This is a genomic window from Castellaniella sp., assembly GCF_034675905.1.
In the GTDB taxonomy this organism is placed as follows: Bacteria; Pseudomonadota; Gammaproteobacteria; order Burkholderiales; family Burkholderiaceae_B; genus Castellaniella.
Genome location: NZ_JAUCCV010000010.1, coordinates 358,861 through 383,469 on the forward strand (window position 1 = coordinate 358,861; position 24,609 = coordinate 383,469).

At 64.6% G+C, this 24,609-nt stretch carries 26 protein-coding genes, 1 other RNA gene and 1 pseudogene; 13 read left to right on the plus strand and 15 right to left on the minus strand.

The window, feature by feature from the left end; all coding sequences use genetic code 11:
- Positions 1-46 precede the first annotated feature (46 nt).
- The 3 genes and pseudogenes from VDP79_RS11805 to VDP79_RS11815 form a co-directional block, all read right to left on the minus strand.
- Positions 47-1,507 carry an efflux transporter outer membrane subunit gene (locus VDP79_RS11805; RefSeq protein ID WP_323018395.1) on the minus strand — a complete coding sequence of 487 codons (1,461 nt, stop codon included), beginning with the start codon at positions 1,505-1,507 and terminating at the stop codon, positions 47-49.
- Positions 1,504-4,644: an efflux RND transporter permease subunit gene (locus VDP79_RS11810; protein ID WP_323018945.1), complete on the minus strand. Its 3,141-nt coding sequence runs from the start codon at positions 4,642-4,644 to the stop codon at positions 1,504-1,506. The genes VDP79_RS11805 and VDP79_RS11810 overlap by 4 nt, the downstream gene beginning before the upstream one ends.
- A gap of 57 nt (positions 4,645-4,701) precedes the next feature.
- A pseudogene (locus tag VDP79_RS11815) lies at positions 4,702-5,868 on the minus strand (efflux RND transporter periplasmic adaptor subunit); the annotation flags it as partial.
- Positions 5,869-5,927: 59 nt separating this feature from the next.
- Between VDP79_RS11815 and VDP79_RS11820 the strand changes: the two are divergent.
- Positions 5,928-6,566 (plus strand): TetR/AcrR family transcriptional regulator, encoded by a 639-nt coding sequence (locus VDP79_RS11820; RefSeq protein WP_323018396.1) that lies wholly within the window; start codon positions 5,928-5,930, stop codon positions 6,564-6,566.
- 48 nt (positions 6,567-6,614) lie between these two features.
- On the opposite strand, the gene metK is transcribed toward VDP79_RS11820, so the two are convergent.
- Entirely contained in the window at positions 6,615-7,778 is a 1,164-nt protein-coding gene (gene metK, locus VDP79_RS11825) for a methionine adenosyltransferase (RefSeq protein ID WP_323018397.1), read from the minus strand.
- Positions 7,779-7,975: 197 nt separating this feature from the next.
- On the opposite strand from metK, the gene VDP79_RS11830 reads away from it, so the two are divergent.
- The 5 genes from VDP79_RS11830 to xerC are packed head-to-tail and all read left to right on the plus strand — an operon-like array spanning position 7,976 to position 12,377.
- Positions 7,976-8,854 carry a lysophospholipid acyltransferase family protein gene (locus tag VDP79_RS11830; protein WP_323018398.1) on the plus strand — a complete coding sequence of 293 codons (879 nt, stop codon included), beginning with the start codon at positions 7,976-7,978 and terminating at the stop codon, positions 8,852-8,854.
- Between the two features lie 18 nt (positions 8,855-8,872).
- Complete coding sequence (locus tag VDP79_RS11835; protein WP_323018399.1) at positions 8,873-9,763, plus strand: lysophospholipid acyltransferase family protein; 891 nt, start codon at positions 8,873-8,875, stop codon at positions 9,761-9,763.
- Between the two features lie 52 nt (positions 9,764-9,815).
- Positions 9,816-10,706: a diaminopimelate epimerase gene (gene dapF / locus VDP79_RS11840; protein ID WP_323018400.1), complete on the plus strand. Its 891-nt coding sequence runs from the start codon at positions 9,816-9,818 to the stop codon at positions 10,704-10,706.
- Between the two features lie 12 nt (positions 10,707-10,718).
- Complete coding sequence (locus VDP79_RS11845; protein ID WP_323018401.1) at positions 10,719-11,399, plus strand: DUF484 family protein; 681 nt, start codon at positions 10,719-10,721, stop codon at positions 11,397-11,399.
- Between the two features lie 18 nt (positions 11,400-11,417).
- Positions 11,418-12,377: a tyrosine recombinase XerC gene (gene xerC, locus VDP79_RS11850; protein WP_323018402.1), complete on the plus strand. Its 960-nt coding sequence runs from the start codon at positions 11,418-11,420 to the stop codon at positions 12,375-12,377.
- Positions 12,378-12,400: 23 nt separating this feature from the next.
- Here xerC and VDP79_RS11855 read toward each other — a convergent pair whose 3' ends face one another.
- The 4 genes from VDP79_RS11855 to VDP79_RS11870 all read right to left on the minus strand — a co-directional run bounded on the left by VDP79_RS11855 (position 12,401) and on the right by VDP79_RS11870 (position 15,276).
- A complete protein-coding gene (locus VDP79_RS11855) occupies positions 12,401-13,321 on the minus strand; it encodes a metal ABC transporter solute-binding protein, Zn/Mn family (protein WP_416233130.1) in 921 nt (306 codons plus the stop codon).
- 124 nt (positions 13,322-13,445) lie between these two features.
- Positions 13,446-14,354 (minus strand): metal ABC transporter permease, encoded by a 909-nt coding sequence (locus VDP79_RS11860; RefSeq protein WP_416233105.1) that lies wholly within the window; start codon positions 14,352-14,354, stop codon positions 13,446-13,448.
- On the minus strand, positions 14,351-15,142 hold the full coding sequence (locus tag VDP79_RS11865) for an ABC transporter ATP-binding protein (protein ID WP_323018404.1): 792 nt from the start codon (positions 15,140-15,142) through the stop codon (positions 14,351-14,353). Before VDP79_RS11865 ends, VDP79_RS11860 begins: the two co-directional genes overlap by 4 nt.
- Positions 15,133-15,276 carry a hypothetical protein gene (locus VDP79_RS11870; RefSeq protein ID WP_323018405.1) on the minus strand — a complete coding sequence of 48 codons (144 nt, stop codon included), beginning with the start codon at positions 15,274-15,276 and terminating at the stop codon, positions 15,133-15,135. The genes VDP79_RS11865 and VDP79_RS11870 overlap by 10 nt, the downstream gene beginning before the upstream one ends.
- Positions 15,277-15,322: 46 nt before the next feature.
- Between VDP79_RS11870 and VDP79_RS11875 the strand changes: the two genes are divergently transcribed.
- Positions 15,323-15,790 carry a Fur family transcriptional regulator gene (locus VDP79_RS11875; protein ID WP_323018406.1) on the plus strand — a complete coding sequence of 156 codons (468 nt, stop codon included), beginning with the start codon at positions 15,323-15,325 and terminating at the stop codon, positions 15,788-15,790.
- Positions 15,791-15,848: 58 nt separating this feature from the next.
- Here VDP79_RS11875 and msrA read toward each other — a convergent pair whose 3' ends face one another.
- Positions 15,849-16,376 (minus strand): peptide-methionine (S)-S-oxide reductase MsrA, encoded by a 528-nt coding sequence (gene msrA / locus VDP79_RS11880; protein ID WP_323018407.1) that lies wholly within the window; start codon positions 16,374-16,376, stop codon positions 15,849-15,851.
- A 69-nt stretch (positions 16,377-16,445) separates the two neighbouring features.
- Positions 16,446-16,817, minus strand: coding sequence for a c-type cytochrome (locus VDP79_RS11885; protein WP_323018408.1), 372 nt, complete (start codon positions 16,815-16,817; stop codon positions 16,446-16,448).
- Positions 16,818-16,888: 71 nt separating this feature from the next.
- On the opposite strand from VDP79_RS11885, the gene lgt reads away from it, so the two are divergent.
- Positions 16,889-17,683, plus strand: a complete 795-nt coding sequence (lgt, locus tag VDP79_RS11890) for a prolipoprotein diacylglyceryl transferase (RefSeq protein WP_323018409.1) — start codon at positions 16,889-16,891, stop codon at positions 17,681-17,683.
- Here the strand turns inward: lgt and VDP79_RS11895 are convergent.
- From VDP79_RS11895 to VDP79_RS11915, 5 genes are all read right to left on the minus strand, one after another.
- Positions 17,622-18,380: an SIMPL domain-containing protein gene (locus tag VDP79_RS11895; RefSeq protein ID WP_323018410.1), complete on the minus strand. Its 759-nt coding sequence runs from the start codon at positions 18,378-18,380 to the stop codon at positions 17,622-17,624. The two genes, lgt and VDP79_RS11895, sit on opposite strands and share 62 nt — an antisense overlap.
- Positions 18,381-18,487: 107 nt before the next feature.
- Positions 18,488-18,669: non-coding RNA, 6S RNA (ssrS, locus tag VDP79_RS11900), on the minus strand.
- 36 nt (positions 18,670-18,705) lie between these two features.
- Complete coding sequence (locus VDP79_RS11905; RefSeq protein WP_323018411.1) at positions 18,706-19,008, minus strand: cell division protein ZapA; 303 nt, start codon at positions 19,006-19,008, stop codon at positions 18,706-18,708.
- A 2-nt stretch (positions 19,009-19,010) separates the two neighbouring features.
- Positions 19,011-19,412, minus strand: coding sequence for a hypothetical protein (locus VDP79_RS11910; protein ID WP_323018412.1), 402 nt, complete (start codon positions 19,410-19,412; stop codon positions 19,011-19,013).
- Between the two features lie 10 nt (positions 19,413-19,422).
- Positions 19,423-20,001, minus strand: coding sequence for an RNA pyrophosphohydrolase (locus VDP79_RS11915; RefSeq protein ID WP_416233106.1), 579 nt, complete (start codon positions 19,999-20,001; stop codon positions 19,423-19,425).
- Positions 20,002-20,068: 67 nt separating this feature from the next.
- On the opposite strand from VDP79_RS11915, the gene VDP79_RS11920 reads away from it, so the two are divergent.
- The 5 genes from VDP79_RS11920 (at position 20,069) to tolA (ending at position 24,601) form a co-directional block, all read left to right on the plus strand.
- The gene (locus tag VDP79_RS11920; RefSeq protein WP_323018413.1) at positions 20,069-21,799 is read left to right on the plus strand and encodes a proline--tRNA ligase; all 1,731 of its coding nucleotides are present in this window, start codon (positions 20,069-20,071) and stop codon (positions 21,797-21,799) included.
- Positions 21,800-21,871: 72 nt separating this feature from the next.
- Positions 21,872-22,297, plus strand: a complete 426-nt coding sequence (gene ybgC / locus VDP79_RS11925; protein ID WP_323018947.1) for a tol-pal system-associated acyl-CoA thioesterase — start codon at positions 21,872-21,874, stop codon at positions 22,295-22,297.
- Positions 22,298-22,299: 2 nt separating this feature from the next.
- Positions 22,300-22,974 (plus strand): protein TolQ, encoded by a 675-nt coding sequence (gene tolQ / locus VDP79_RS11930; RefSeq protein WP_323018414.1) that lies wholly within the window; start codon positions 22,300-22,302, stop codon positions 22,972-22,974.
- Between the two features lies 1 nt (position 22,975).
- A complete protein-coding gene (gene tolR, locus VDP79_RS11935; RefSeq protein ID WP_323018415.1) occupies positions 22,976-23,410 on the plus strand; it encodes a protein TolR in 435 nt (144 codons plus the stop codon).
- 27 nt (positions 23,411-23,437) lie between these two features.
- Positions 23,438-24,601 (plus strand): cell envelope integrity protein TolA, encoded by a 1,164-nt coding sequence (gene tolA / locus VDP79_RS11940; RefSeq protein ID WP_323018416.1) that lies wholly within the window; start codon positions 23,438-23,440, stop codon positions 24,599-24,601.
- Positions 24,602-24,609 lie beyond the last annotated feature (8 nt).

Here is a 24,609-nt window from a genome sequence, read left to right on the forward strand (position 1 = left end):
ATTATAACCTGCATGCGCTCAAACCCGGTGCACGGCCCATGACGTATCACTGCGCTGCCGGCGCCCCTGTCCCCATCGCCTGAAACAAGCGCGCGGCATCCAGCAAACGCCGCACTCTCACATCCAGCGCATCCAGTGACGACAGCGCCGCCTGGCGCTGCGCCGCCCGCGCCGATGACGCCGGCATGGCGCCCAATTCGGCACGACGGCCCATGTCGGCAGCGATGCGCTGCGCGGCCTGTTCAGCAGCATCCATCCCGGCCTGCGCTGCGCCCGCCTGCTCCAGCGACGACAGCGCATCGGCCACTTCGCGAAAAGCCGCCAGCACTGTGCTGCGATAGTCGTCCTCGGCTGCCGCATACGCCTGCTGACTGGCGCGGCGCTGCGCACGCAAGGCGCCGCCGTGAAACAGGGGCGCCGTCAGGCCTCCGGCCACGCTCCAGATGGCGCCGCCGGGCGACAGCGCAGAAGACCAGTCATAGCCGGCACGCCCCATGGCGGCGGACAGCGTCAAACTGGGGAACAGGTCCGCAGTCGCCGCTCCCACATCCTGAGCGGCGGCTTCCAAGGCGGCCTGCGCCGCCTGGACATCCGCCCGCGACGCCAGTAACGCGGACGGCACCAGAACCGGGATGCGCGCCGGCAAGTGCAGCTGTCCGAACGGGATGGCAACGGGCGCCTGATCCGGCGTACGCCCCAGCAATACGGCCAAGGCATGCCGGGTCGCCAGCACCTGGGCGCGTAACGCCGGCAGCTGCGCCGCGACGGATTCAGCCTGGCGGCGCGCATCCCATGCTGCGGTCTGCGCCACAGCGCCCAATGCCTGCTGGCGCACGGCCTGCGCTTCATCCTGCCGCAGGCTGTCGATGATCGATTCCAACACCTGCATCCGGGCCTGCAACACAGACAAGGTCAATGCGCCAGACACCACGTTAGCCGCCAAGGCCGCCTGGGCAGCGCGCCACCGGGCGGCCTGCTGCTCGACCCGGTCCGCCAGCGCGCGATTGCGATGCCGGACTGAACCGAACAGGTCAAAGGTGTAGCGCACCTGGGCTTGGCCGACAAAGGTATCGTAGATCGAGGTCTGCGGCAGACTGGGCAGTGGCGGCGGCAACTGTTGCGGCAAGCCCAAGGCACGCTGCCGGACGGCCTGACCGCCCAGGTCCAGCGATGGCAGCGTGGTGGCGCCAGTCTGAGCGCGCAAGAGCTCACGCGCGGCCTCCAGGCGATGGGTGGCCGCAGCCAGATCCGGATTAGCGGCCCAGGCCTGTGTCACCAGTGCGTCCAGCGCCGGCGTGCCGAACTGGGTCCACCAGGCGGCCATCGGCGCCCGAGCCGTCACCAATTCAGGCCCGGCGGCTGGCCCCTGCCGGGGCGGCGACACCGATGCGGCATACCGGCTCGGTTCGGGCATGGTCGGCGGCTGGCCGGACGGCCCGAATGCGCAACCGGCCAGGCTTGCCAGGCCCGCGCCCACTACCAGCCAGCGCATGGGGCGCCTGATCATCGTTCCGCTCCTTGCGCCCCAGGGTCTCTTGAGACCAGCGCGACGCTGCTTTCTTCGTTCCGGACGCGGAACATCAGTGCATACAAAGCCGGCAGCACGAACACCGTCAACACCGTGGCGCTGCTGATCCCGCCCATCAACGCTGTCGCCATCGGGCCGAAAAAATCGCTGCGCAACAAGGGGATCAGGGCCAAAACTGCAGCGGCTGCCGTCAGCACAATCGGACGAAAGCGCCGCACGGTCGCATCCACGATGGCATCGAGACGCCGATGGCCGGCGGCGATGTCCTGTTCGATCTGGTCGACCAGGATGACGGAGTTTCGCATGATGATGCCGAACATGGCGATCACCCCCAGCAAAGCGACAAAGCCGAAAGGCTTGCCGAACAGCAGCAAGGCCAGGACGACGCCGATCAGCCCTAACGGGGCAGTCAGCACCACCAGCACGACCAGGGAAAACCGCTGCAGCTGGATCATCAGCAAGGTCAGCACCGTGATGATCAGGACCGGCACCTGGACGCTGATCGATGCCTGGGCCTTGGCGCTGTTTTCCACCGCGCCGCCTACCTCGACCCGGTAGCCCACCGGCAGGCCGGCGCGTATATCCGCCAGCTGCGCATCGATGGCCGCCGTCAGGTCGATGCCCCCGACACCGGGCGCCGTGTCGGCGCGCACGGTCAGCGTAGGCTGACGGTCACGCTCCCAGATGACGGCGTGTTCCAGGCCGTCGCGCATCTGGCCGACCGCGCCCAAAGGCACCGGCCCCTGGGGCGTGGGTAAAGACATATTTTCCAGATTGCCGCGTTCGGATTCTGGCGCGCGCAGATCGATGCGGATCAAGCGATCACCCTCGCGATACTGGGACACGGCCCGGCCCGACAGCGTCATGGACAGGAAATCCGCCACGTCCCGCGAACTGACGCCCAGGCGCTGCGCAGCCTGCTGATCGACCTCGAAGTGCGACAGTCGCGCAGAAGGCTCGTCCCAATCGAACTGCACATTGCGGGCGCGAGGGTCGGCACGCACGATGGCGGCCACGGCTTCCGCGATCCGACGCACCTGGGGAATGTCGTCACCGCTGATGCGGAACTGGACGGGATAGCCGACCGGCGGCCCCGATTCCAGCCGCGAGACGCGCCCTCGCACCGCAGGAAATTCCGCCTGCAGCACAGATTCCAACCAAGGCTTGAGCGCTTCACGGTCCGCAATCGAGGTGGCTGTCACCACCAATTGCGCGAAATTCGGCGCCGGCAATTGCTGATCCAGAGGCAGATAGAAACGCGGTGCGCCGGTGCCGACGAAACTGACGGCACGCGCCACGCCGTCGCGCCCATCCAGCAGGGATTCCAGGCGCTGCACCTGCGCCAGCGTCGCCTCGAAGGAGGCGCTCTCGCGCAGCCGCAGGTCCACCAACAATTCGGGGCGCGCCGAATCAGGAAAGAATTGTTGCGGCACCAGCCGGAAACCCGCCATCGCCAGCAGGAACAGCAGCATGGTCGCGCCCAGGATCATCTTGCGCCGGCTCACGCAACGGTACAACCAGCCCCGCAAGCGGCGATAAAAGGGCGAATCATAGGGATCATGCTCGGCCTGCTCCCCCGTCGCTGTCGCAGACGATGCAGCCGCCGCGCGCGGCCTCAGGATGGCATACCCCAGCAGCGGCACCAGGATCACCGCCGCCAGCCAGGACAGCAGCAGAGAAATGGCCGACACCTGGAAAATCGAGCGGGTATATTCGCCCGTGTTCGACTGCGCCAGGGCAATAGGCAGAAAACCGGCAACCGTCACCAGCGTGCCTGTCAGCATGGGAAATGCCGTGCTGGTATAGGCGAACGCGGCAGCGCTGAGCCGGTCCCAGCCTTGTTCCAGCTTCACGGCCATCATCTCGATGGCGATGATGGCATCGTCTACCAACAGACCCAGCGACAGGATCAAGGTCCCCAAAGAGACCTTGTGCAAGCCGATCCCCATCCAATCCATCACCAGCGCCGTCAACGCCAGGACCACCGGGATCGAGACCACGACCACCATGCCGGTGCGCAGGCCCAGCGACACCAGGCTGACCAGCAGCACGATCGCCACCGCCTCGCCCACGGAACGCAGAAACTCATCGACCGACGCCGTCACAGCGTCAGGCATGCTGGCGACTTCCTGCAGGCTTAACCCCGCCGGCAGGCGGCCTTGTAAATCCGCAACGGTGCGACGCAAGGCCTGCCCCAGCTCCACCACATCCTGGCCGTCCGCCGCTGTCACGCCTATCCCCAGCACCGCTTGCCCCTCGTGGCGCATCTGCGTGGCCGGCGGATCGATCGAACTGCGCCGGATCTCGGCAATATCGCCCAAGCGCACGACACGGACGCCCAGCGGGACCAGGGTGTCGGCCAAGTCGTCCAAGCTGTGGAATTGCCCGCTGGGGCGCACGAACATCCGATCGGATGCTGTACTCATCACTCCGGAATCCGCCACTGCATTGCGAGCGGCGATGGCCTGGCCGACGCGTGCCGGCGTCAGGCCGGATTGCGCCATGACGGCATTGGGAATACGGACCTCGATGCGTTCTTCCTGATCGCCGAAATAATCGACTTTTGCCGCCCCGGGCACACGCAGCAGCACGGTGCGCAGAATATCGGCCTGTTCCCGCAATTGCCCGGGCGTATAGCCATCGCCCGCCAAGGCATAGATATTGGTATAGACGTCACCGAACTCATCGTTGAAAAACGGCCCGATGGCGCCCACGGGCAATTCCATCGCCATATCGCCGATCTTCTTGCGCACCTGATACCACTCCTGGGGCACCAGGCGGGCATCCGCCGATTCGCTCATGAAATAGAAAATCGTCGACTGCCCTGGCCGCGAATAGCTGGTGGTGTAGTCGCGGTGCGGCATTTCCTGCAGCTTGCGTTCGATGCGGTCGGTCACCTGTTCGCGCACCTGCTCGGCCGTTGCGCCAGGCCACAAGGTCTGGATCACCATGACGCGAAAGGTAAAGGGCGGATCCTCGGACTGCGCCAGCCGCAGGCCGGCCAGCGTGCCGGCCACCACCATGACCACGATCAGATAGATCACCAGGGAACGATGCAGAATCGCCCAACGCGACAGATTGAAGCGGTGTCCGCTTGACGATGATCCCTGGGTCATGAGGCGTCCTTGTCCGGGCGCGGCCGGTCGGGCGCGGTACGGCATCGCTTTGATCCGCTGGCCCGCGGACAGCATATGTACGCCCTGGACCACCACCACCTGCCCTGCTTGCAGACCTTCGGCAATCGTCACGGTATCCACGCCGTAAGACGCCACCTTGACGACCTGCAGCGCCAGCACACCCTGCTCATCCGCCACCCACAGCGCCGGCTGCTCGCCCTGGTGAAACAAAGCGGTCGCCGGCAGCGTATAACGGGGGCCTGCAGCAGGCGGCGCCTGGAACCAGACCGTGGCCGTCATGCCCAGTCGCACAGCCGCATTGGCATCCAGCACCCGCAGCTTGACTCGAAAGCTGCGACTGGCCGGATCCGCCGCTTTGGAGACCTCGCGGACACGCGCCCGCAGCCGCTGCCGGGGCAAGGCCACCGGCACGACTTCCGCCATAAACCCCGGCTCGACCGCCGCCACTCTGCGTTCCGGCACATCCACGACGACATCCAGACCATCGCCCCAGGCCAAGGTATACACCGCCTGCCCCGCGCCGACATTCTGACCTGCCATGGCCTGTTCGGCAGTGATGATGCCATCCTGAGGAGACGCCAGGCGCGCGTATGCCACCTGATCACGCGCGCGGGCCTGAGCCTGTCGCGCCTGTTCCAGCTGCGCCTGAGCCTGAGCATACTGAGCGCGCGTCTGCTCGACCTGGGCTGATGCGATCAGCTGCTCACGGCCCTGGGCCTGATCCCGCCGCCACTGCCGCTGCGCGGCGTCCAATGTGGCTCGCGCCGCCTGATAGTGCGCCTGCGCCGCGTCCAGATTCTGACGCCAGGGGGTGGGATCCAGTTCCGCCAAGACCTGGCCGGCACGGACCGTATCACCCAGTCCCGCATGACGCTGCACTATCTGGCCCGCCACCCGGAAAGACAGCGGCGTGGATTGCGCGGCGGCCAGCACGCCAGGTGCGGACCAGCGCACCGGGTCCGCATCCGGCTGCGCCGTCACGGTCGGCGCCGGACGCGGCGCAGGTTCGGGTATTTCTCGGGCGCCACAGGCCGCCAGTGCGGCGCAGCACGCCAACACCACCAGGCCACGGGACAGACATGCAGCGGCATCATTCATGTTCATTCCACCAATCGACTGACCAAGGCCCGGCCCGCAACACGATCTTCCGAACGCCACGCCGCTGACGAGTTTATGTGAATACAGATATGAATTCAAATACATAATCGTATTTGAATTCAATCCCTGCGAAATGAACAGTTTTATCCCTACAATCTGGGGACATGAACCCAAAGATCCGCCTCACCCGCCAACAAAGCCAGGCCCAGACTCGGCAAAGGCTGCTGGCCGCCGCCCACGCGCTGTTCGCCGCGCATGGTTTCAACGCCACCAGCGTGGAACAGATCGCCCTGGAAGCCGGCTATAGCCGTGGCGCTTTTTATTCCAATTTTCAGACCAAGGCGGAAGTTTTCCTGGTGCTGTTGCAACAGGAACACGAGGCCATCATGGCCGAGCTGCACACCTTGCTGGAGACCCCTGCCGCCGATGATCCGGACGGCACGCCGCCTCGGCATCTGCTGGAAGCGCGCCTATTGGATTTCTATGCCCGATTGCACCGGAATACCACGCTGCAGGTGCTGCTGCTGGAAGCCCGCCTGCTGGCGCTGCGCGATCCGGATTTCGCCATGCATTTCCAACGATTCCAGCAGCATTTGCTGGATGCCGTAGGGCATTACGCCTTGATATTCACGCAACGGGCAGGCTTGGCGCCATCCATGGCGCCACAGGACATGGCGCTGGGTTTTGTCGCGCTGTGCGACGGCATGGCGCTGTACCGGATGGAAAACGGCCCGGCAGACGACAATGAGCGCGCCGAACACATTCTGCGCGCCTTCATGAAGAAAATGGCGTTCGAGCCGTAGCCCGAAAAAGAGATGTCCAGGGCTTTCCGGGAAAGCCCTGGACCGGGATCAGACAGCGGACTTCAGTTCCTGGACCTTGTCAGTCGTTTCCCAGCTGAATTCCGGTTCGCTGCGGCCGAAATGGCCATAGGCGGCGGATTTCGCATAGATGGGACGCAGCAGATCCAGCATATTGATGATGCCCTTGGGACGCAGGTCGAAGTGTTCGCGCACCAGGCGGGCGATCTGTTCGTCGGGGATCACGCCCGTGCCTTCGGTGTAGACCGTGATGTTGATCGGCTCAGCCACGCCGATGGCATAGCTGACCTGCACTTGGCACTGACGCGCCAAGCCGGCGGCGACGATGTTTTTCGCCACGTAGCGGGCAGCATAGGCAGCCGAGCGATCGACCTTTGACGGGTCCTTGCCCGAAAAAGCGCCGCCGCCATGCGGGCAGGCGCCGCCGTAGGTATCGACGATGATCTTGCGCCCGGTCAGACCGCAATCGCCTTGCGGGCCGCCGATGACGAATTTGCCTGTGGGGTTGATCAGGAACTTGGTCTTGTCCGTCAGCAGGCCGTCGGCAAACACCGGGCGGATGATGTGTTCGATCACGGCGTCATGGATGTCCGCCTGGGAAATATCCGGGTGATGCTGGGTGGATACCACGACGGTATCGACTTCGGCCGGTTTGCCGTCCAGATAGCGGAAAGTGACCTGGGACTTGGCATCCGGGCGCAGCCACGGCAAGCGACCGTCTTTGCGCAATTCGGCCTGGCGCTGCATGATGCGGTGCGCATACCAGATGGGCGCCGGCATCAGATCGGGGGTTTCGTCGCAGGCGTAGCCGAACATCAGGCCCTGGTCGCCCGCACCCTGGTTCAGGATTTCTTCGGGGGTGCGATCTACGCCCTGGGCGATATCGGGGGACTGCTTGTCGTAGGCGACCAGTACCGCGCAGCCCTTGTAGTCGATGCCGTAATCGGTATTGTCATAGCCGATGCGGCGGATCGTATCGCGAGCGACCTGGATGTAATCCACGTTCGCGCGAGACGTGATTTCGCCGGCCAGCACGACCAAGCCTGTATTGCACAGTGTTTCAGCGGCGACCCGGGAATGGGGGTCCTGTTCGAGCAAGGCGTCGAGAATCGCGTCGGAAATCTGGTCGGCGACCTTGTCGGGATGGCCTTCGGAAACGGATTCCGAGGTAAAGAGAAAATCGTTGTTTGCCACAGCGATACGTCCTGTATGAACACCGGAACCGCCCGGTGCAAGGTTGAACGAAACGCGTTGCACCTCTGGATGTATCGGGGCGCGACGCTTTAGCGGTTTAAACCATGCCGTCGCCAGCATGGAGATCGCTCCGCAAGTTGTCGGGTTAACTCAGCGATCAGGGGGATTTTAAGCGAAAATACCCTTCATCTGCTGAAATGGCGCTTCACCCACAGGGACATTCACCCCTCATGCTGTTGTTTTTCGTACGTCTGCTGGCTTGCCTGCCGCTGTCCTGGCTGCAGGCAGGCGGTCGGCTGATCGGCCTGCTGATCTACTGTTTTCCAGGCCGCTACCGGCGCCGCCTGCAGGCCAACGCCCGCCGGGCCGGTTTTGATTCGCCCGCCTTTTTCCGCCGGGCCGCCGCCGAGTCCGGCGCCATGATCCTGGAAACACCCAAGATCTGGTGGCGCACGTCCCAATGCCTGACCCTGACCCATAGCGATCAGGAATCCGTGGTGCAGGACGCCTTGGCAGACGGGCGAGGCGTCCTGTACCTGACCCCGCACCTGGGCTGCTTTGAAATCGCCGGCCGCCACCTGACGCGGCACGGCCCGCTGACGGCCATGTTCCGGCCGTCGCGCAGCCCCGTCCTGGATGCCGTCATAGCCACCGCCCGCGGCATGCCCAACCTGCACACCGTCCCCACCAATCGCCACGGTGTGCGCGAATTCGTCCGCGCGTTAAAGCGCGGCGAAGCCGTAGGCATGCTGCCCGATCAGGTACCCCGCGAAGGCGATGGCCTGTGGCTGCCCTTTTTCGGCGACTATGCCCTGACCGTCACCCTGCCCGCCCGCCTGGCCTTGCAAACCGGGGTGGCCGTGATCCTGAGCGCCGGCGAACGCCTGCCCCGGGGACGCGGCTGGCGCATCCATTACCTGCGCCTGCCCGACCCGCTGCCCCAGACGCCGGAAGCCCTGACGCTGGCCATCAATCAAGCCATGGAAACCCTGATCCGGCGCTTTCCGGAACAATATCTCTGGAGCTACAACCGCTACAAACAGCCGGATGACGCGCCGCCGCCCCCCGAGGACTGATCCTCCTACAATCCGACCATGGCTTTCAATAAAAAACCCTTGCTGCGGGCACTGTTCGGCTATTTCGGCCGCTGCCCGACCCCGACCAGGCTGCGCTGGGGCCGCATCCTGGGCCGGCTCGTCCCGCACCTGCTGAAGTCCCGCGCCCATATCGTCCGGGTCAATCTGGCGCATTGCTTCCCGGACCTGACCGAGGCGCAACGCGAAGCCCTGGCCCGGCGCCACTTCCATCTGCTGGCCCAGTCCTTCGTCGACCGGGGACTGTGCTGGTTCGGCACGCCGGAACACATCCTGAACACCATCGACCTGCAAGGCGAACACCATCTCCAAACCCTGCTGGATCAGGGACGACGCATCCTGATGTTCGCCCCGCACTTCATCGCGCTGGATGCCGCCGCCACCCGCCTGACTCTGTTTCTGCAGGAGTCCGCCACGCTCTACACCCGGCAAAGCGATGCCGATGTGGACGAGATCGTGCGTCTGGGGCGCGGGCGCTTCAACCAGGTGCACCTGGTCAGCCGCCACGACGGCGTGCGCGGCCTGATCCGGCATCTGCGCAAAGGCATCCCCGTCTACTACCTGCCGGACATGGATTTTGGCCGCCAGGGCAGCGCCTTCGTGCCGTTTTTCGGCGTACCCGCCGCCACCCTGCTATCGGCGGCCCAGATCGCTGCCGCCTGGGATGCCGCCGTGGTGCCTGTCATCAGCCGGCTCGACCCCGACACCGGCCGCTATCAGGTCATCGTCGGCCCGCCGGTGGATGATTTCCCCGGCAACGACTCGCCCGAAGCCGCCACAGCCCGCCTGAATCGCCTGATCGAAACAGAAGTCCGCCCCGACCCCGCCCAGTACTATTGGGTGCATCGGCGGTTCAAGACGCGCCCGGAGGGCGAGGCCGGCTTTTACTGAGTTCCTCTCCATGGCCTGCGCGGATCAGCCTCCAGGCGCTTGCCCCCCTTTTTTGCAGGATAATCGTCGGATGATCTGGAACTTCACCAAAATGCAGGGCGCCGGCAACGACTTCGTCGTGCTGGACGGCGTGCGCCAGCCTATCCAGTTGACGCCCGAACGCGCGCGCGCGCTGGCGGATCGGCATTTCGGCATCGGCGCCGATCAGATCCTGCTGGTCGAAGACCCCTTGGACCCCAATGCCGACTTCCGCTATCGCATCTTCAACGCCGACGGCGGCGAAGTCGAACACTGCGGCAACGGCGCGCGCTGCTTTGTGCGTTTCGTGCATGAGCAAGGCCTGTCGCGGCGCAACCCCCTGCGGGCGGAAATCGCCACCGGGCTGATCGTGCTGCGCGAAGCAGACGACGGACAGGTCTCGGCGGATATGGGCCAAACGACATTCACTCCCGACCAGTTGGCCTTTGACGCAACGGGGCTCGAGACCCGCACAAGCGGCGCAGACACGCTGTACGGCCTGGACCTGCCGGGCGAATCGACGCCGGCCTGGTGCTCTCTGGTGGCGATTTCCAATCCCCACGCCGTGATGCAGGTCGACGATACCGAGGCCTTCCCGGTCAGCCGCATCGGCCCGGCCATCGAAAGCCACCACCGCTTCGCCCAGCGCGTGAACGCCGGCTTCATGCAGGTCCTGGATCGCCACCATATCCGTCTGCGCGTCTACGAACGCGGCGCGGGTGAAACCCTGGCCTGCGGCACAGGCGCCTGCGCGGCGACCGTCGCCGGCATCCGGCGCGGCCTGCTGGACAGCCCCGTGCAGGTGGACACCCGCGGCGGTGCACTGCATATTGAATGGGATGGCCAGACGCTGCGCATGCGCGGACCGGCCATCACGGTTTTTCATGGCCAGGTCGATATCGACGCTCTGGTCGCCTCTCGTTGACGGAACCCCCACATGACACAGGAAGCCCCCAGCGCCCAGGATATCGCAGCCTACCTGAGCCAGAACCCCCGGTTCTTTGAAGACCACGCCGACATCTTTGCCACGCTCAGCGTGCCGCACCCGCACCAGGCGCGCGCCATCTCGCTGGGCGAACGGCAGATCCTGACGCTGCGCACCCGGGTCAAGGAATACGAACAGCGCCTGATGCAGCTGCTGCAAAACGCCGGCGGCAATGAACGCATCAACCAGTCGCTGATGCAATGGTGCGCCCGCATGCTGGCCGAACCGGATGCGCTGCGGATACCCGCCCACATCATCCGCAGCCTGGGCGATCAGTTTGATCTTGACGCCGTCGCCCTGCGCGTCTGGGATCTGCCTCCCCTGGAAGACAGCGAATTCGCCCAGGACGTGACCTCAGACATCCGCCGCGAGGCTGCTGAAATGTCGCAGCCTTACTGCGGCCCCGTCAAAGGCCAAGCTGCCGCCGACTGGCTGGCCAACAACCCTGAATCCCTGGCCATCTTGCCGCTGCACGCGCTCAATGGCGCGCAACCCATCGGGCTGCTGGTCCTGGGGTCGGCGGACCCGCAGCGCTTCACCGCCGATATGGGTACTGCCTTCCTGACCGTGATCGCTTCCCTGGCGGGCGCCGCACTGGGTCGCCTGGTTACCCCGGCGCCCGAGGCTGCCTAGCCTCAGGGGCGGCTGCCAATGACTGTCGACGATACTCCGCGCATCGAATCCTGGCTGTCCGAACTGGGCGCCCAGCAGCGCTATTCGCCGCACACCATCACCGCCTACCGGCATGATCTGCAGGCCTTGCAAGCCTGCTTTCCGGACCAGGCCCTGGATACGCTGGAAGAAATTCACATCCGTCAGGCGCTGGGGCGGCTGCATGCGCAAGGGCAACAACCCCGCAGCCTGGCGCGCACGCTGTCAGCCTGGCGCAGCTACTTCGCCTGGCGGGCGCCAGACGCCTCGCTGAACCGCAATCCGGCCCAAGGCGTACGAGCACCGCGCATCCCTCACAGTTTGCCCAAGGCTCTGTCCGTCGATCAGGCCCAGGCGCTGCTGGACCGATCACAACTGCCACCGGCAGACACGCCCATTGAAAAGCGCGACATGGCCATGTTCGAAGTGCTGTATTCCAGCGGACTGCGCCTGTCGGAACTGGTGGGGCTGGACTGGCAGCCGCTGCGCGAACCGGGGCATGCCTCGCATAGCTGGATTCAGTTGACCGAACGCGAAGCCATTGTCCAGGGCAAAGGCCGCAAGACCCGGGCAGTGCCCTTGGGGCGGCATGCGATCGACGCATTACAGGTCTGGCTGGCCGTCCGCGGGCAGTTGCTGCCTCCCGCACCTGATGCCGACACCCGTGCTGCCCTGTTCCTAGGCGCCCGGGGCCGGCGTATCAGCCCCCGCGTCGTGCAATTGCAGCTGCAAGCACTGGCGCAACGCGTCGGCCTGCCGATGCACGTGCACCCCCACAGCCTGCGGCATAGTTTCGCCAGCCATCTGCTGCAATCCGCGCAGGACCTGCGAGCCGTGCAGGAGCTGCTGGGGCACGCCAACATTTCCACCACCCAGATCTACACCCGGCTGGACTTCCAGCATCTGGCAGCCAGCTACGATCAGGCGCACCCTCGCGCCCGCCGCAAGACCAAGGACTGAAATCGCCGCCGCACGGCGCCGCATCATTCAGGTCGCGCCGGCGCCGTGAAAGCCGCCAGCAATTGCTGCATATTCCAGCGAAACATCCCCAGGTAGGTCGAGGCCTGCTGCCCCGGCTGCCCCAGCGTATCGGCATACAAGGAGCCGCCCAGCGTCACGCCGGCTTCGGCAGCCAGCTGCTTCAAGGCCGGGGAATTGCCGCCATGCTCCAGAAAAATCGCGCTGACATGCTGTGTCCGGATCTGCTTCAGCAGATCCGCCATGGCGCGGGCGGACGGCTCGGCTTCGCTGGATACCCCCACCAGGGACAGGATGCGAATGTCATATGCCGCCCCAAAATAGCCGAAGGCATCATGCGAAGTCGCCAATATGCGGCGGTTCTGCGGCACGGCAGCCAGTTGCCGGCGCCATTGGGCATCCGCCTTGCGCAGTTGCCGCACATAGGCGTCGGCCCGGGCGAAATAGGCGGATTCGTGGGCGGGATCAGCCTGCGCCAAGCCCTGAGCGATATTCTGCACGTACTGCACTCCGTTGCCCAGATCCTGCCAGGCATGAGGGTCCACCGCGCCGGCTTCGTGGGCATGGGCGTGGGCGTGATCATGCTCGTCCGATTCGCCGTGCGCATGATCCGCTGCTTCCGCCTCGGCCTGTGCCGCTTCCGCCTCGCTCAGGTGGCGCGGCTCGACGCCTCGCGACGCAATGATCGTCTGCCCCTTGAAACCGGCGGCATCCAGCAGACGCGGCATCCAGGCCTCAAATCCCAGCCCGTTGAGCACCAGCACCTGGGCATCGCCCAGGGCGCGGGCATCCCGGGGACTGGGCTCAAACGTATGCGCATCGCGCATCGGCCCGACCAGCACATCCAGATGGATGTCATCACCACCGACCTCGCGCACCATGTCCGCCAGGATCGAAAAAGAGGCGACCACGCGCAAGGGCGCCATGTGCGCAATGTGCGCAACCGGTGGCGGCTTCACTGGCGCGGATGTTTCCTGCGCCTGCGCCTGCGCCAGGCCCAGCCCCAGGACCAGGCTAAGACCCAAGGCGCTCAATAAGCGCCGGCGGGTTTCATACATAATCGTCTCCCATGGATTGCAATAAACGGGCGCGCCGCGCCCGACTCTGACGCACGGTCTGCAACAAACCGCCCTGCGGCCCGATGGCCACCGAGACGAAATGTGCGGCCCCAGCCGCCAGGATGATGGCCGGCGAAGCCGCCACATCCGCGTAATACGACACCAACAGGCCGGCATAGGAAGCCAGCGCACCCAATATGGCCGCCAGAACCATCTGGGCGCCGACCGAGCGCACCCAGAACCGGGCGGCGGTCGCCGGCAGCATCATGATGCCCACCACCATCAGCGTGCCCAGCACCTGGAAGCCGGCCACCAGGTTCAGGACCAGCAGCGCCAGGAACCCCATATGCGCCCAAGCGCCGATGCGGCCCTCGGTGCGTAAAAACAAAGGATCCAGACATTCCGTCACCAGCACGCGGAACATCCCCGCCAGCGCCAACAGCGTGATGCTGCTGACCAGCGTCACCAACAACAACGCCGCCGTGCTCAGGCCCAACACAGTCCCGAACAGCACGTGGATCAGGTCCAGATTGGTGCCTTTCAAGGACACCAACAAGACGCCCAGTCCCAGGGACACCAGATAGAAAGCGGCGAAGCTGGCGTCTTCTCGCAAAGGCGTCAGGCGCGAAATCAGCCCGGCCAGCACGGCGACGATCACCCCGGTGATCAATCCCCCCACCGTCATGGCGGTCATGGACAGGCCAGCCGTCAGAAAGCCCACCGCTACCCCAGGCAGGATGGCATGGGCCATGGCGTCGCCCATCAGGCTGAGCCGTCGCAACACCAGAAACACCCCCAGGGGACCGGCGGCAAAGGCCAGCGCCCAGGACCCTGCCAGCGCCCTGCGCATGAAACCGAATTCGATGAAAGGCTGCACCAGCAGATCCCAGGCATGCATCATGCCAGCCCTCCAGCGCACAAATGGCGCGCCAGGTGCAGATTGGCCGTGCTGAGCACCCGTTCGCTGGGCCCCCAGTCCACGACCTGACCGGCCAGCAGCAGCGATTCGGGGAAATGGCGCTGCACCATGTCCAGATCGTGCAGCACAGCGATCACAGTGCGGCCTTCCTGGTGCCACTGGTGCAGCAGGACCAGCAGATCGTCGGTCGTGGCCCGATCCACGGCTGCAAAAGGCTCATCCAGCAAGATCACCTGAGCGTCGCGCAACATCAGCCGGGCGAACAGGGCCCGCCGCAGCTGCCCGCCCGACAGCGTATTCACCGCCTGATGGCCGAAACCCGCCAGGCCGACCGTACTCAAGGCGGATTCCACCGCATCCCGGCCGGCATCGTCCAGCCCGCGCCAGGCGCCCACGCGGTGCCAGGCCCCCAGGGCGACCAGGTCGAAGGTGCTGATGGGAAAATCCAGATCCAGTTCCGCCGACTGCGGCAGGCACGCCAGGCTGCGCCCCAGATCCGGCTCGATGCGAATCTGGCCGCGCACCGGGCTCAAGCGCCCGGTCAGCGCCTTGATCAGCGTGGACTTCCCCGCCCCATTGGGGCCGACCAGCGCGGTCAAGGTCCCGCGGGAGAACGTGCCGCAGGCATCGCGCACGGCGATCCGGTCGCGCCAACCCAACCAGACTTGCTGCAGTTCGATGGCAGACGCAGGCGCGGGCGCCCCCGCCGCTGCGTCACTGCGCGCCCCATGCACGGAGCAGGGTGCGCCGGCCCCATGCTCTACCACCATTGCAGCGCCCATCCGGTCAGCACCCACAGCAGCAGCACGGCCCAGGCGACGCGCCGCATGCGGCTCGCAGCCGACAGCAGCAAGGAAGACCCTCGATAAGGCTCGGGGCGGGAAAACGGCAGGAATCGCGGCATGGCGGCGGTCAACAAACAAGATTCGTTATGTTATAACATAACTATTATGAACGCCAAGGCTCACTCTCATTCCGACGCCGCCATCGCCCAGCGACTGTCGACGGCTGAACAGCTATGCGCGCAACGCGGATCCCGGCTGACGCCGCTGCGCCGTCTGGTGCTGGAAACCCTGCTACGGCATACCGGCAGCCTGAAGGCCTATGAACTGCTGGACGCTTTGCGGGCGGCCCAGCCGGGGGCCGCGCCGCCGACGGTCTACCGCGCCCTGGATTTTCTGACTGCCCAGGGCCTGATCCACCGCCTGGATGCCATCAGCGCCTGGACCGCCTGCACCGACGCCGGCGGCGAACCGCATGATCTGCTGATCGTCTGCACCCGCTGCGGCAACGTGGCTGAACTAAGCGACCCCGCGCTCAGCCAGCGCCTGGCCGATTGCGTGGCGCAGGCCGGTTTCGTGCTGGACGGACACGAGACCGAATTGCGCGCCGTCTGCACCCGCTGCCAACAAAGCTGATGGATCGCCTAGCACGCTCAGCAAACAATTGCCTGGGCAGGCAAAGGCGCCGCCACGCCTAGCCCGTGGCAAGCAAATGTGCGTAGCGCTGGCGGAATTTCGCCATCTTCGGCGCGATCACCACCTGGCAATAGCCTTGTTCGGGATGCTGCCGAAAATATTCCTGATGCAGGGATTCGGCTGGCCAGAACGTGCCAGCCGCTTCAATCCGGGTGCAGATCGGCGCATCGAAATGCGCCTGCGCATCGTCACGCACGGATTCGGCGGTGCGGCGCTGGGCGCCATCCCGATAGAAAATGACAGAGGCGTACTGCGGCCCGACATCATGCCCCTGGCGATCCGGCGTGGTGGGATCATGCGTGCCGAAAAAGACTTCCAGCAAGGTGTCGCAGCTGATCCGCGCCGGGTCGAAATCCACCCGCACGACTTCGACATGGCCCGTGTCCTGGCGGCAGACCTGTTCATACGTCGGGTGATCCAGCTGCCCGCCGCAATACCCCGGCTGCACGTCCTGCACGCCGGGCAGTGCGCGAAAGACAGGCTCCAGGCACCAGAAGCAGCCGCCGCCGACAATGATCTGTTCCATACCGATCCTTGAGTGAAATCGTTCTATCTGAGCAGCATACCCCCGATGACCGCTGCGCCGGCCAGGCGTTCAGGGCTGTGCGGGGCCATCCGGCAGAGACAGTATCCACTGCGCCAGCCGCATGGCATCGGCATCGGACAGGCGGGTCTGGGCGGGCATGGGAATCGCCCCCCATTGGCGACTGCTGCCCCGACGCATGGTCTGCGCCAGATACTGGGCTGCCTGCGGCTGATCCCGGAAGCGCTGGGCGATGGCCCGAAACGGCGGCCCGACCCGGCGGGCATCCACCTGATGACACCCCAGGCACTGGCGTTGTTTGGCCAACGCCTGGCCGTCGACGACCCGGCCATCCGCCGCCAAGGACGGGTCGGCCAGCAGAAACGACACACTTGCCAACAGGCCAAGGCGTGTGATCCCGGTCATGATCTGACGATATTGCATGGTGCGGCTGCCACCCTCATCTGACTGATCACGGTATTATCCTTGATTGTCTTTCTCTGCGGGTGCCGCACATGCCCTATCCCCACATCGACCCCATCGCGCTGCAGATCGGCCCGGTAGCCATCCACTGGTACGGTCTGATGTATCTGGCCGGGTTCGCCCTGGCCTGGCTGCTGGGCCGCTGGCGCATCCAGCACCACCCCAACGGACTGACGCTGCGCGACCTGGAAGACATCATCTTCTACGGCGTGCTGGGCGTGGTGCTGGGCGGGCGGCTGGGCTACGTGCTGTTCTACAAATTCGACGACTACCTGGCGCACCCGCTGGCGATTCTCGAGGTCTGGCAGGGCGGCATGTCCTTTCACGGCGGCCTGATCGGCGTGATCCTGGCCATGCTGATCTTCGCCCGCAAGCGCGGTCAGCCCTTGCTGGCGATCGGCGACTTCATCGCCCCTCTGATTCCCCTGGGCCTGGCTGCCGGCCGCCTGGGCAATTTCATCAACGGTGAACTGTGGGGCCGCCCGACCGACCTGCCCTGGGGCATGATTTTTCCGGGCGCCCAGGACGGCACGCCGCGCCACCCCTCGCAACTGTACGAAATGGGGCTGGAAGGATTCGCGCTCTTTGCCCTGGTGTGGTGGTTCGCCCGCAAACCTCGCCCCCTGGGGCAGGTCAGCGCCGTCTTTCTGATGGGCTACGGCGTCTTCCGCTTTCTGGTGGAATTCACCCGCGAACCCGACGATTTCCTGGGCTTGCTGGCAGGCGGGCTATCCATGGGACAGATCCTGTCCGTCCCCATGGTGCTCATTGGTCTGTGGCTGTTCCTGCGGGCAGCAGGACGATCGTCCCCTGGACCGACACGCTGATCACCTGGCTGCCGCCCTCGATCGGGGCGGCAACCTTGTCCGCCGCCATGGCGCTCATCATCATGCGCGGCATGGGGGCAGCCGGCATCTCGCCCGTCCCGCCCAGATCCACGGCATGCAGGCGATAGGCGCTGAACCCCAGCGCCTGCGCGAGCGCCTGGGCGCGATCCTGAAACGCCTTGACTGCCTGCTGCATCAGTTTCTGTTCTTCGGCGGCCTGGCGTTCACGCGATACGGAAAAAGCCAAGCCCGCGATCGGCATACGATCAGATAATTGAGCCGCCAGCTGCGAAGCGGCCTTGAAATCGCGCGACTGCAGCAGGATTTCAGCGTGTCCCCGCCATTCCGAGATACGGCCATCCTGGTCATTCATGGGCCAGAGACGATAGCTGCCGCTGCGCACATCGATGCCGTCATGACCCTTGGCCTGCTTCATCACGGCATCCAGCCGCGCATTGAGCTGATCCGACACGATAGCCTGGGACGCCCCGGATATTTCTGCCGCCAGCGTGACCTGCACCGTATCCTGTTGAACTTGCGCACTGGCTTGCGCCGACAGCGTGGCCTGGGGACGATCCTGGCGCGAATCCGACGACGCATGATGGGGACTGGCCTGGGCCAGTGGCGCCAACGCCAGCGTAGCGCCGAGCATCAGGCCGGCCAACATCGAGGGAGAAACAAAAGAGGCATGCATCATGAGGGATTCCTGCGGACGGCGCCGGCAAGGCCGGGCGGAAGTCTGCAGGATACCTGCAAAGCGCAGGCAAACAAAAGTCCGCCGTGTTACCACGGCGGACTATCTGTAAATGCCCCGCCTGTGCCGTCTAGGCCGGCATCCCGGAACCGGAGGTTCACGGTGGTCGCCTTCAGTCAGCCTTTGGGCTATCCAAATAAAGGTAGCACGCGTATCTGACAATCCAGCAACCGATGCCCAATAGCATTGGTTCAAGGAATGTATGGCCAGGTCTCGAACACGGCAGGGACTTGATCGACCGGGCGCCAAGGCGCACCGGGGTAATCTTTTAAACGGCATCCTCTGAAAGAGAGTCGAGCATGCTGTTCATGGCTTCAATTTTACCTCGGAAATCACCCAGGGCGATATGACTGAGAGGACCATCGGGTGCACGCAGGGTCAGCAGCTCGTTGGCGATCTGAATGGCAGCCATGACGGCGATGCGTTCATTGCTGACGACTTTGCCGGAACCCTTGATGGCCAGCATCCGCTGATCGACCTGCCGCACCGCTGCGAGCAGAGCGTCTTTTTCCTGCGGAGGGCACGCCAGCGAATAGTCGCGCCCCAGAATGGATACATCAACACGTTCCATGATCAGGCCTCCGCGCCGGGCAGGCGTTCCAGGATGAGTTCAACTTGCTGCTGCGCGCTGCTGGCCACGGTGCGCAGGCGGTCATAGTCCGCCTGCGTCGTCGCCAGGCGCTGCTGCAGGGTTTCGGATCGGAGCTGATGGTCCCGCAACTGGGATTCCAGCGCCCCATGGGCCTGGGCCGTTTCATCACGCACGGCTTGCAGTTCCTGGTCATGACGCGTCATGCGTTCGGACATGCGGGCGAATTCATCGTGTTCGTTCACCTGCTGGGACTTGAGCGTCTGGCATTCTTTTTCCAGCTGCTGGATCCTGGCTTGCAAGGCGCGGCGTTCAGCCTGCAGGCCCTGGGCGAACTGCACGACCGTCTGGATACGTCGGGATAAGGCGTCGAGGTCTTCGAGCATGCGGTCTACCCTAGGAAGAGGACTGGGAGGAATGCCCCCCCGGCTGGGCCGGAGACTGGCCGGTCTGTACGGTACCGCGATGCCCGCGCTGACGCAAATACCGATTTTCCCGCCCGCGCCGGAACAGCAGGCCGGACAGTTCGTTGAGCGCCAGCGTGTAGACTTCGCGCTTGAATTCGATCACGGCATCCAGCGGCACCCAGTAGGCGTTCCAGCGCCAGGCGTCAAATTCGGGCGTATCGCTGGCGCGCAGCGAAACGTCGGTATCCCGCCCCACCATGCGCAACAGGAACCAGATCTGCTTCTGGCCTTTGTAGTGGCCGCGCAATTCGCGGCGCACGTAGTGATCCGGCACGGTATAGCGCAACCAGTCTCGTGTACGCCCCAGAATACGGACATGCTCGGCCATCAGGCCGGTTTCCTCGTGGAGTTCCCGATACATCGCCTGCACGGGTGTTTCGCCGTGCTTGATGCCGCCCTGCGGGAATTGCCACGCGTGCTCGCGGATACGTTTACCCCAGAAAACCTCGTTTTTCTGGTTCACGAGAATGATGCCGACATTGGGGCGGTAGCCTTCGCGATCCAACATGGGGCCACCTCAGTTGTGAATTCAATACAATTACTGTTGATTATACGTACCCAGCGGAATCCCTACCATGTACGCCAGCAAGTATCACCTGAACACTCTGAAAGAAGCCCCCGCAGAAGCCGAGGTCGTCAGCCACCAGCTGATGACCCGCGCCGGAATGATCCGCAAGATCGCCGGCGGCATCTACACCTACATGCCCATGGGCCTGAAGGTGCTGCGCAAAATCGAAGCCGTCGTCCGCGAGGAAATGAACCGCGCGGACGCCATCGAGCTGCTGATGCCGGTCGTGCAGCCAGCCGAGCTCTGGCAGGAATCCGGGCGCTGGGAACAGTACGGCGCGGAACTGCTGCGCATGAAGGACCGCCACCAGCGGGATTTCGTGCTGCAGCCCACGTCCGAAGAAGTCATCACCGACATCGCCCGCAACGAAATTCACAGCTGGCGCCAGCTGCCGGTGAATTTCTACCATATCCAGACTAAATTCCGCGACGAACGCCGGCCGCGTTTCGGCCTGATGCGCGGGCGTGAATTCACCATGAAGGACGCCTATTCCTTCGACCGCGACGAGGCCGGCGCCCTGGCCAGCTACGACGTCATGTTCGCCGCCTACCAGCGCATCTTCACCCGCCTGGGCCTGACCTTCCGGGCCGTGGCGGCGGACACGGGATCCATCGGCGGGTCGCGCAGCCACGAATTCCAGGTCATTGCCGACACCGGCGAAGACCTGATCGTCTACAACCCCGATTCCGACTATGCGGCCAACATCGAGCTGGCTGACGCCCCCTGCCTGCTGCCCGCCCGTGAACCCGCGCGCGAGGCGCTGGAAAAACGCGCCACGCCCGACGCGCCCAAATGCGAGATCGTCGCGGAACAACTGGGCCTGCCGCTCTCGCGCACCGTCAAAGCCGTGGTGCTGGCGACGGACCCGGCCGATGCGCCGGCCCGCGTGTGGCTGCTGCTGATTCGCGGCGATCATGAAACCAACGAGATCAAGGTCGGCAAGCTGCCCGGCTTCCAGGACGGCTACCGCCTGGCCACCGAAACCGAGATCCAGGACGCCTTTCATTGCACGCCGGGCTATCTGGGACCCGTCGGCCTGGACGCTACTGTCACCGTGATCGCCGACCGCACCGTTGCGCACATGGGCGATTTCGTCTGCGGCGCCAACGAAGCCGGCTACCACCTGACCGGGGTGAACTGGGGCCGCGACCTGCCGGAACCCGCTCTGGTGACGGATCTGCGCAACGTCGTGGCGGGCGACCCGGACCCCCAAGGCGGCACGCTGGCCATCCAGCGCGGCATCGAGGTCGGCCACGTGTTCTTCTTGGGCGACAAGTATTCCCGCGCCCTGAACGCCACCTTCCTGGAAAACGATGGCAAGCCCACCGTCTTGCAGATGGGTTGCTACGGCATCGGCATCAGCCGGATCGCGGCAGCCGCCATCGAGCAAAACCACGATGACCGCGGCATGATCTGGCCCCGCGCCCTGGCGCCCTTCGAGGTCGTGCTGTGTCCTATCGGCATCGGCAAAAGTGAAACCGTCCGCAACACCGCTGAATCCCTGTACCAGGATCTGCGCGCCCAGGGCATCGACGTCATCCTGGATGATCGCGATGCCCGCCCCGGCATCATGTTCGCCGACTGGGAACTGATCGGTGTGCCGTTGCGAGTCACCCTGGGGGATCGCGGCCTGAAGGACGGCATCATCGAGATTCAGTCGCGCCGGGAATCCGAGGCGCACCGGGTTGCACCGGCAGACGCCCTCGCCTACATCCTGGATGCGCTGGCGGCCCTTTGAATCCGACACGGCACGAGCGGCGGTCCTGTGCCAGACCGCCGCTCGGCCCATGTCACACGGCTTAACGAAAAAATGAGCCCAACGCCCCCCAACGCTTCCGACGGCCTGTCCATTCGCGTATATTACGAGGACACCGATACCGGTGGCGTCGTGTATTACGCGAACTACCTGAAATTTTTCGAGCGCGGTCGCACCGAATGGCTGCGGGCGCTCGGAGTCGATCAACGCGAACTTGCAGCTCGGGAACAGATGATGTTTGTGGTCAGACATGCGGACATTGCCTATCGGCAACCGGCCCGTCTGGACGATCGGATCGACATCCGCACCACTGTCGCCGACCTGCGCGCATCGATTGTGGTCTTCCAGCAGCAGGCGCTGCGCGACGGCGAATTGCTCGTCTCGGCCACTATTCAGATCTGCGCCGTGCACGCAGCCACTTTCAAACCCATCCGTCTGTCCCCTTCTTTGCGGGATCTTTTCAACAAGGCCCTTCATTAACCATGCAAGCCTCTAGCGATTTGTCGCTGCTATCCCTGATCGGCCACGCCAGCCTCCCCGTGCAGATCGTCATGTTGATCCTGCTGGGCGCCTCGGTCCTGTCCTGGACCTATATCTTCAGCAAACGGGCCGCACTCAGACGCGCCGACGAGCAGACCCGGCGCTTCGAGGACGACTTCTGGGCGGGCGGCGACCTGACTGTCCTGCAGCAGGCGATCGCCAGCCGCCGCAACGAGCATGGGGCGCTGGCCCGCATTTTCGATGCCGGCATGACGGAATTCGTCAAGGCGCGCCGCTCGGCTGGCCGCGGAGACAGCTTGCTGGACGCTCCGCGCCGCGCCATGAAGGCCGCCTTCCAGCGCGAAATGGACAGCCTGGAATCCCACCTGAATTTCCTGGCCTCGACCGGATCGGTCAGCCCCTACATCGGCCTGCTGGGTACCGTCTGGGGGATCATGCACGCCTTCATGGGGCTGTCCACCATGCAGCAAGCCACCCTGGCGGCCGTCGCCCCCGGGATTGCCGAAGCCCTGATCGCCACGGCCATCGGCCTGTTCGCCGCCATCCCCGCCGTGCTGGCCTACAACCGCTACACCAACCAGATCGATCGTCTGTCGATCCGCTTTGAAAGTTTCGTGGAAGAATTCCTGAACATCCTTCAACGCCAGGTGCACTGAGATGACTTCGCTCAGCAGCCGCCGCGCGCGGCGGATGAAAAACGACATCAACGTCGTGCCCTACATCGACGTCATGCTGGTGCTGCTGGTCATCTTCATGGTGACCGCTCCCATGATCACGCCCGGCCAGATCGAACTGCCCTCCGTCGGCACGGCGTCTGAAGTCCCCATGCAACCCCTCGAAGTTCAGATCGACGCACAAGGGGCTCTGTCGATGCGCCTGCGCGAAGGCGGCGCCTCATTCCGTCCGGTCGACAAGGCCAATCTCCTGGCCGAGATTCGCGCCGCCTCGACGCCCGACACTCCGGTGGTGATTTCAGCCGACGGCAAGGTGCCCTACGAATCTGTCATGCAGGTCATGGACCAGCTGCGCAACGGCGGCGTCTCCAAGCTCGGCCTGCTCGTCAATCAAAATGCCCAGGGCAGCCAGCAGTGAACCATTCCCGGGCAGGATTTCCGTCTCATGACATTGTTTGATCGCTCGACCGATTCCGAGGGACAGCCTGATGGGCGCGATGACCGGCGCGGCCTGATCCTGTCCCTGGCAGCGCACGGCTTGCTGGTTCTGCTGATGGTGGTGGGTTTCTCCTCCGCGCCGGACAATCCTGGCCCTGTGCAGGTCGAACTGTGGGCCAAGGGTACCGTGGCGGAAGCCGCACCGCCCCAGGAACAAACCGAACAAGTCCCGCCGCAGCCCGCAGAGCCCCCGCAGCCGGAACCGGAGCCAGAGCCGCCCAAACCCGACGACAGCGCACAAAAGGCCGCCGCAGCCGAGGCCGCCCGTCAGGCTGCCGCTCAGCAGGCGCAACTGGCTCAGGCCCAAGCCCGCGCGGAAGCGGCGGCCCAGGCGCAGGCTGACGCAGAAATCGCCCTGGCCAAAGAACGCAAGGCCCGCGAAGAAGCCGAACGATTGGCCCAGGAACAAGCAGCCAAGGCCAAGGCTGATCGAGAAGCCGCTGACAAAGCCGCCAAGGAAAAGGCTGCCAAAGAGAAAGCCGTCAAGGAAGCTGCAGACAAGGCCGCCAAGGAAAAGGCCGCACAGGAAGCTGCCGACCAGGCAGCCGCTGAGCAGGCTGCGGCTGAAAAAACGGCGGCAGACAAAGCAGCCAAGGAAAAAGCCGCCCACGAAAAGGCTGCAGCTGACAAAGCAGCGGCCGATAAGGCCGCCAAAGAAAAGGCTGCCAAGGCCGCTGCTGAAAAAGCCGCTGCCGACAAGGCGGCCAAGGAAAAAGCCGCCAAGGAAGCCGCCGCCAAGCGTGAAGCCCTGAAAGCCGCCATGCGCGGCGACGTCTCCGAGGCTGCCGGCATTCCCAGCGGCAATGCCGACCGCAACCAACGCGGCGGGGGCGGCAATGACGGCTACGCCGCAAAAGTCCGGGAATGCGTCCAGCCAGGCGTCATTTACAACGTCCCGTCGCGCAACGGCTCCAACAACCCAACAGCCAGTTTCCGCACACGTCTGGCGTCAGACGGCAAGGTGCAGGACGTCAACCTGACAAGCACCTCAGGCGATCCACGCTTTGATGACGCTGTACGCAAGGGCATCCTGGCATGCTCCCCCTTCCCCAAACCGCCAAGCGGCCGGTATCCATCGTATATTGACGTGGATTACCGCATGTACGACTAAGGAGATCG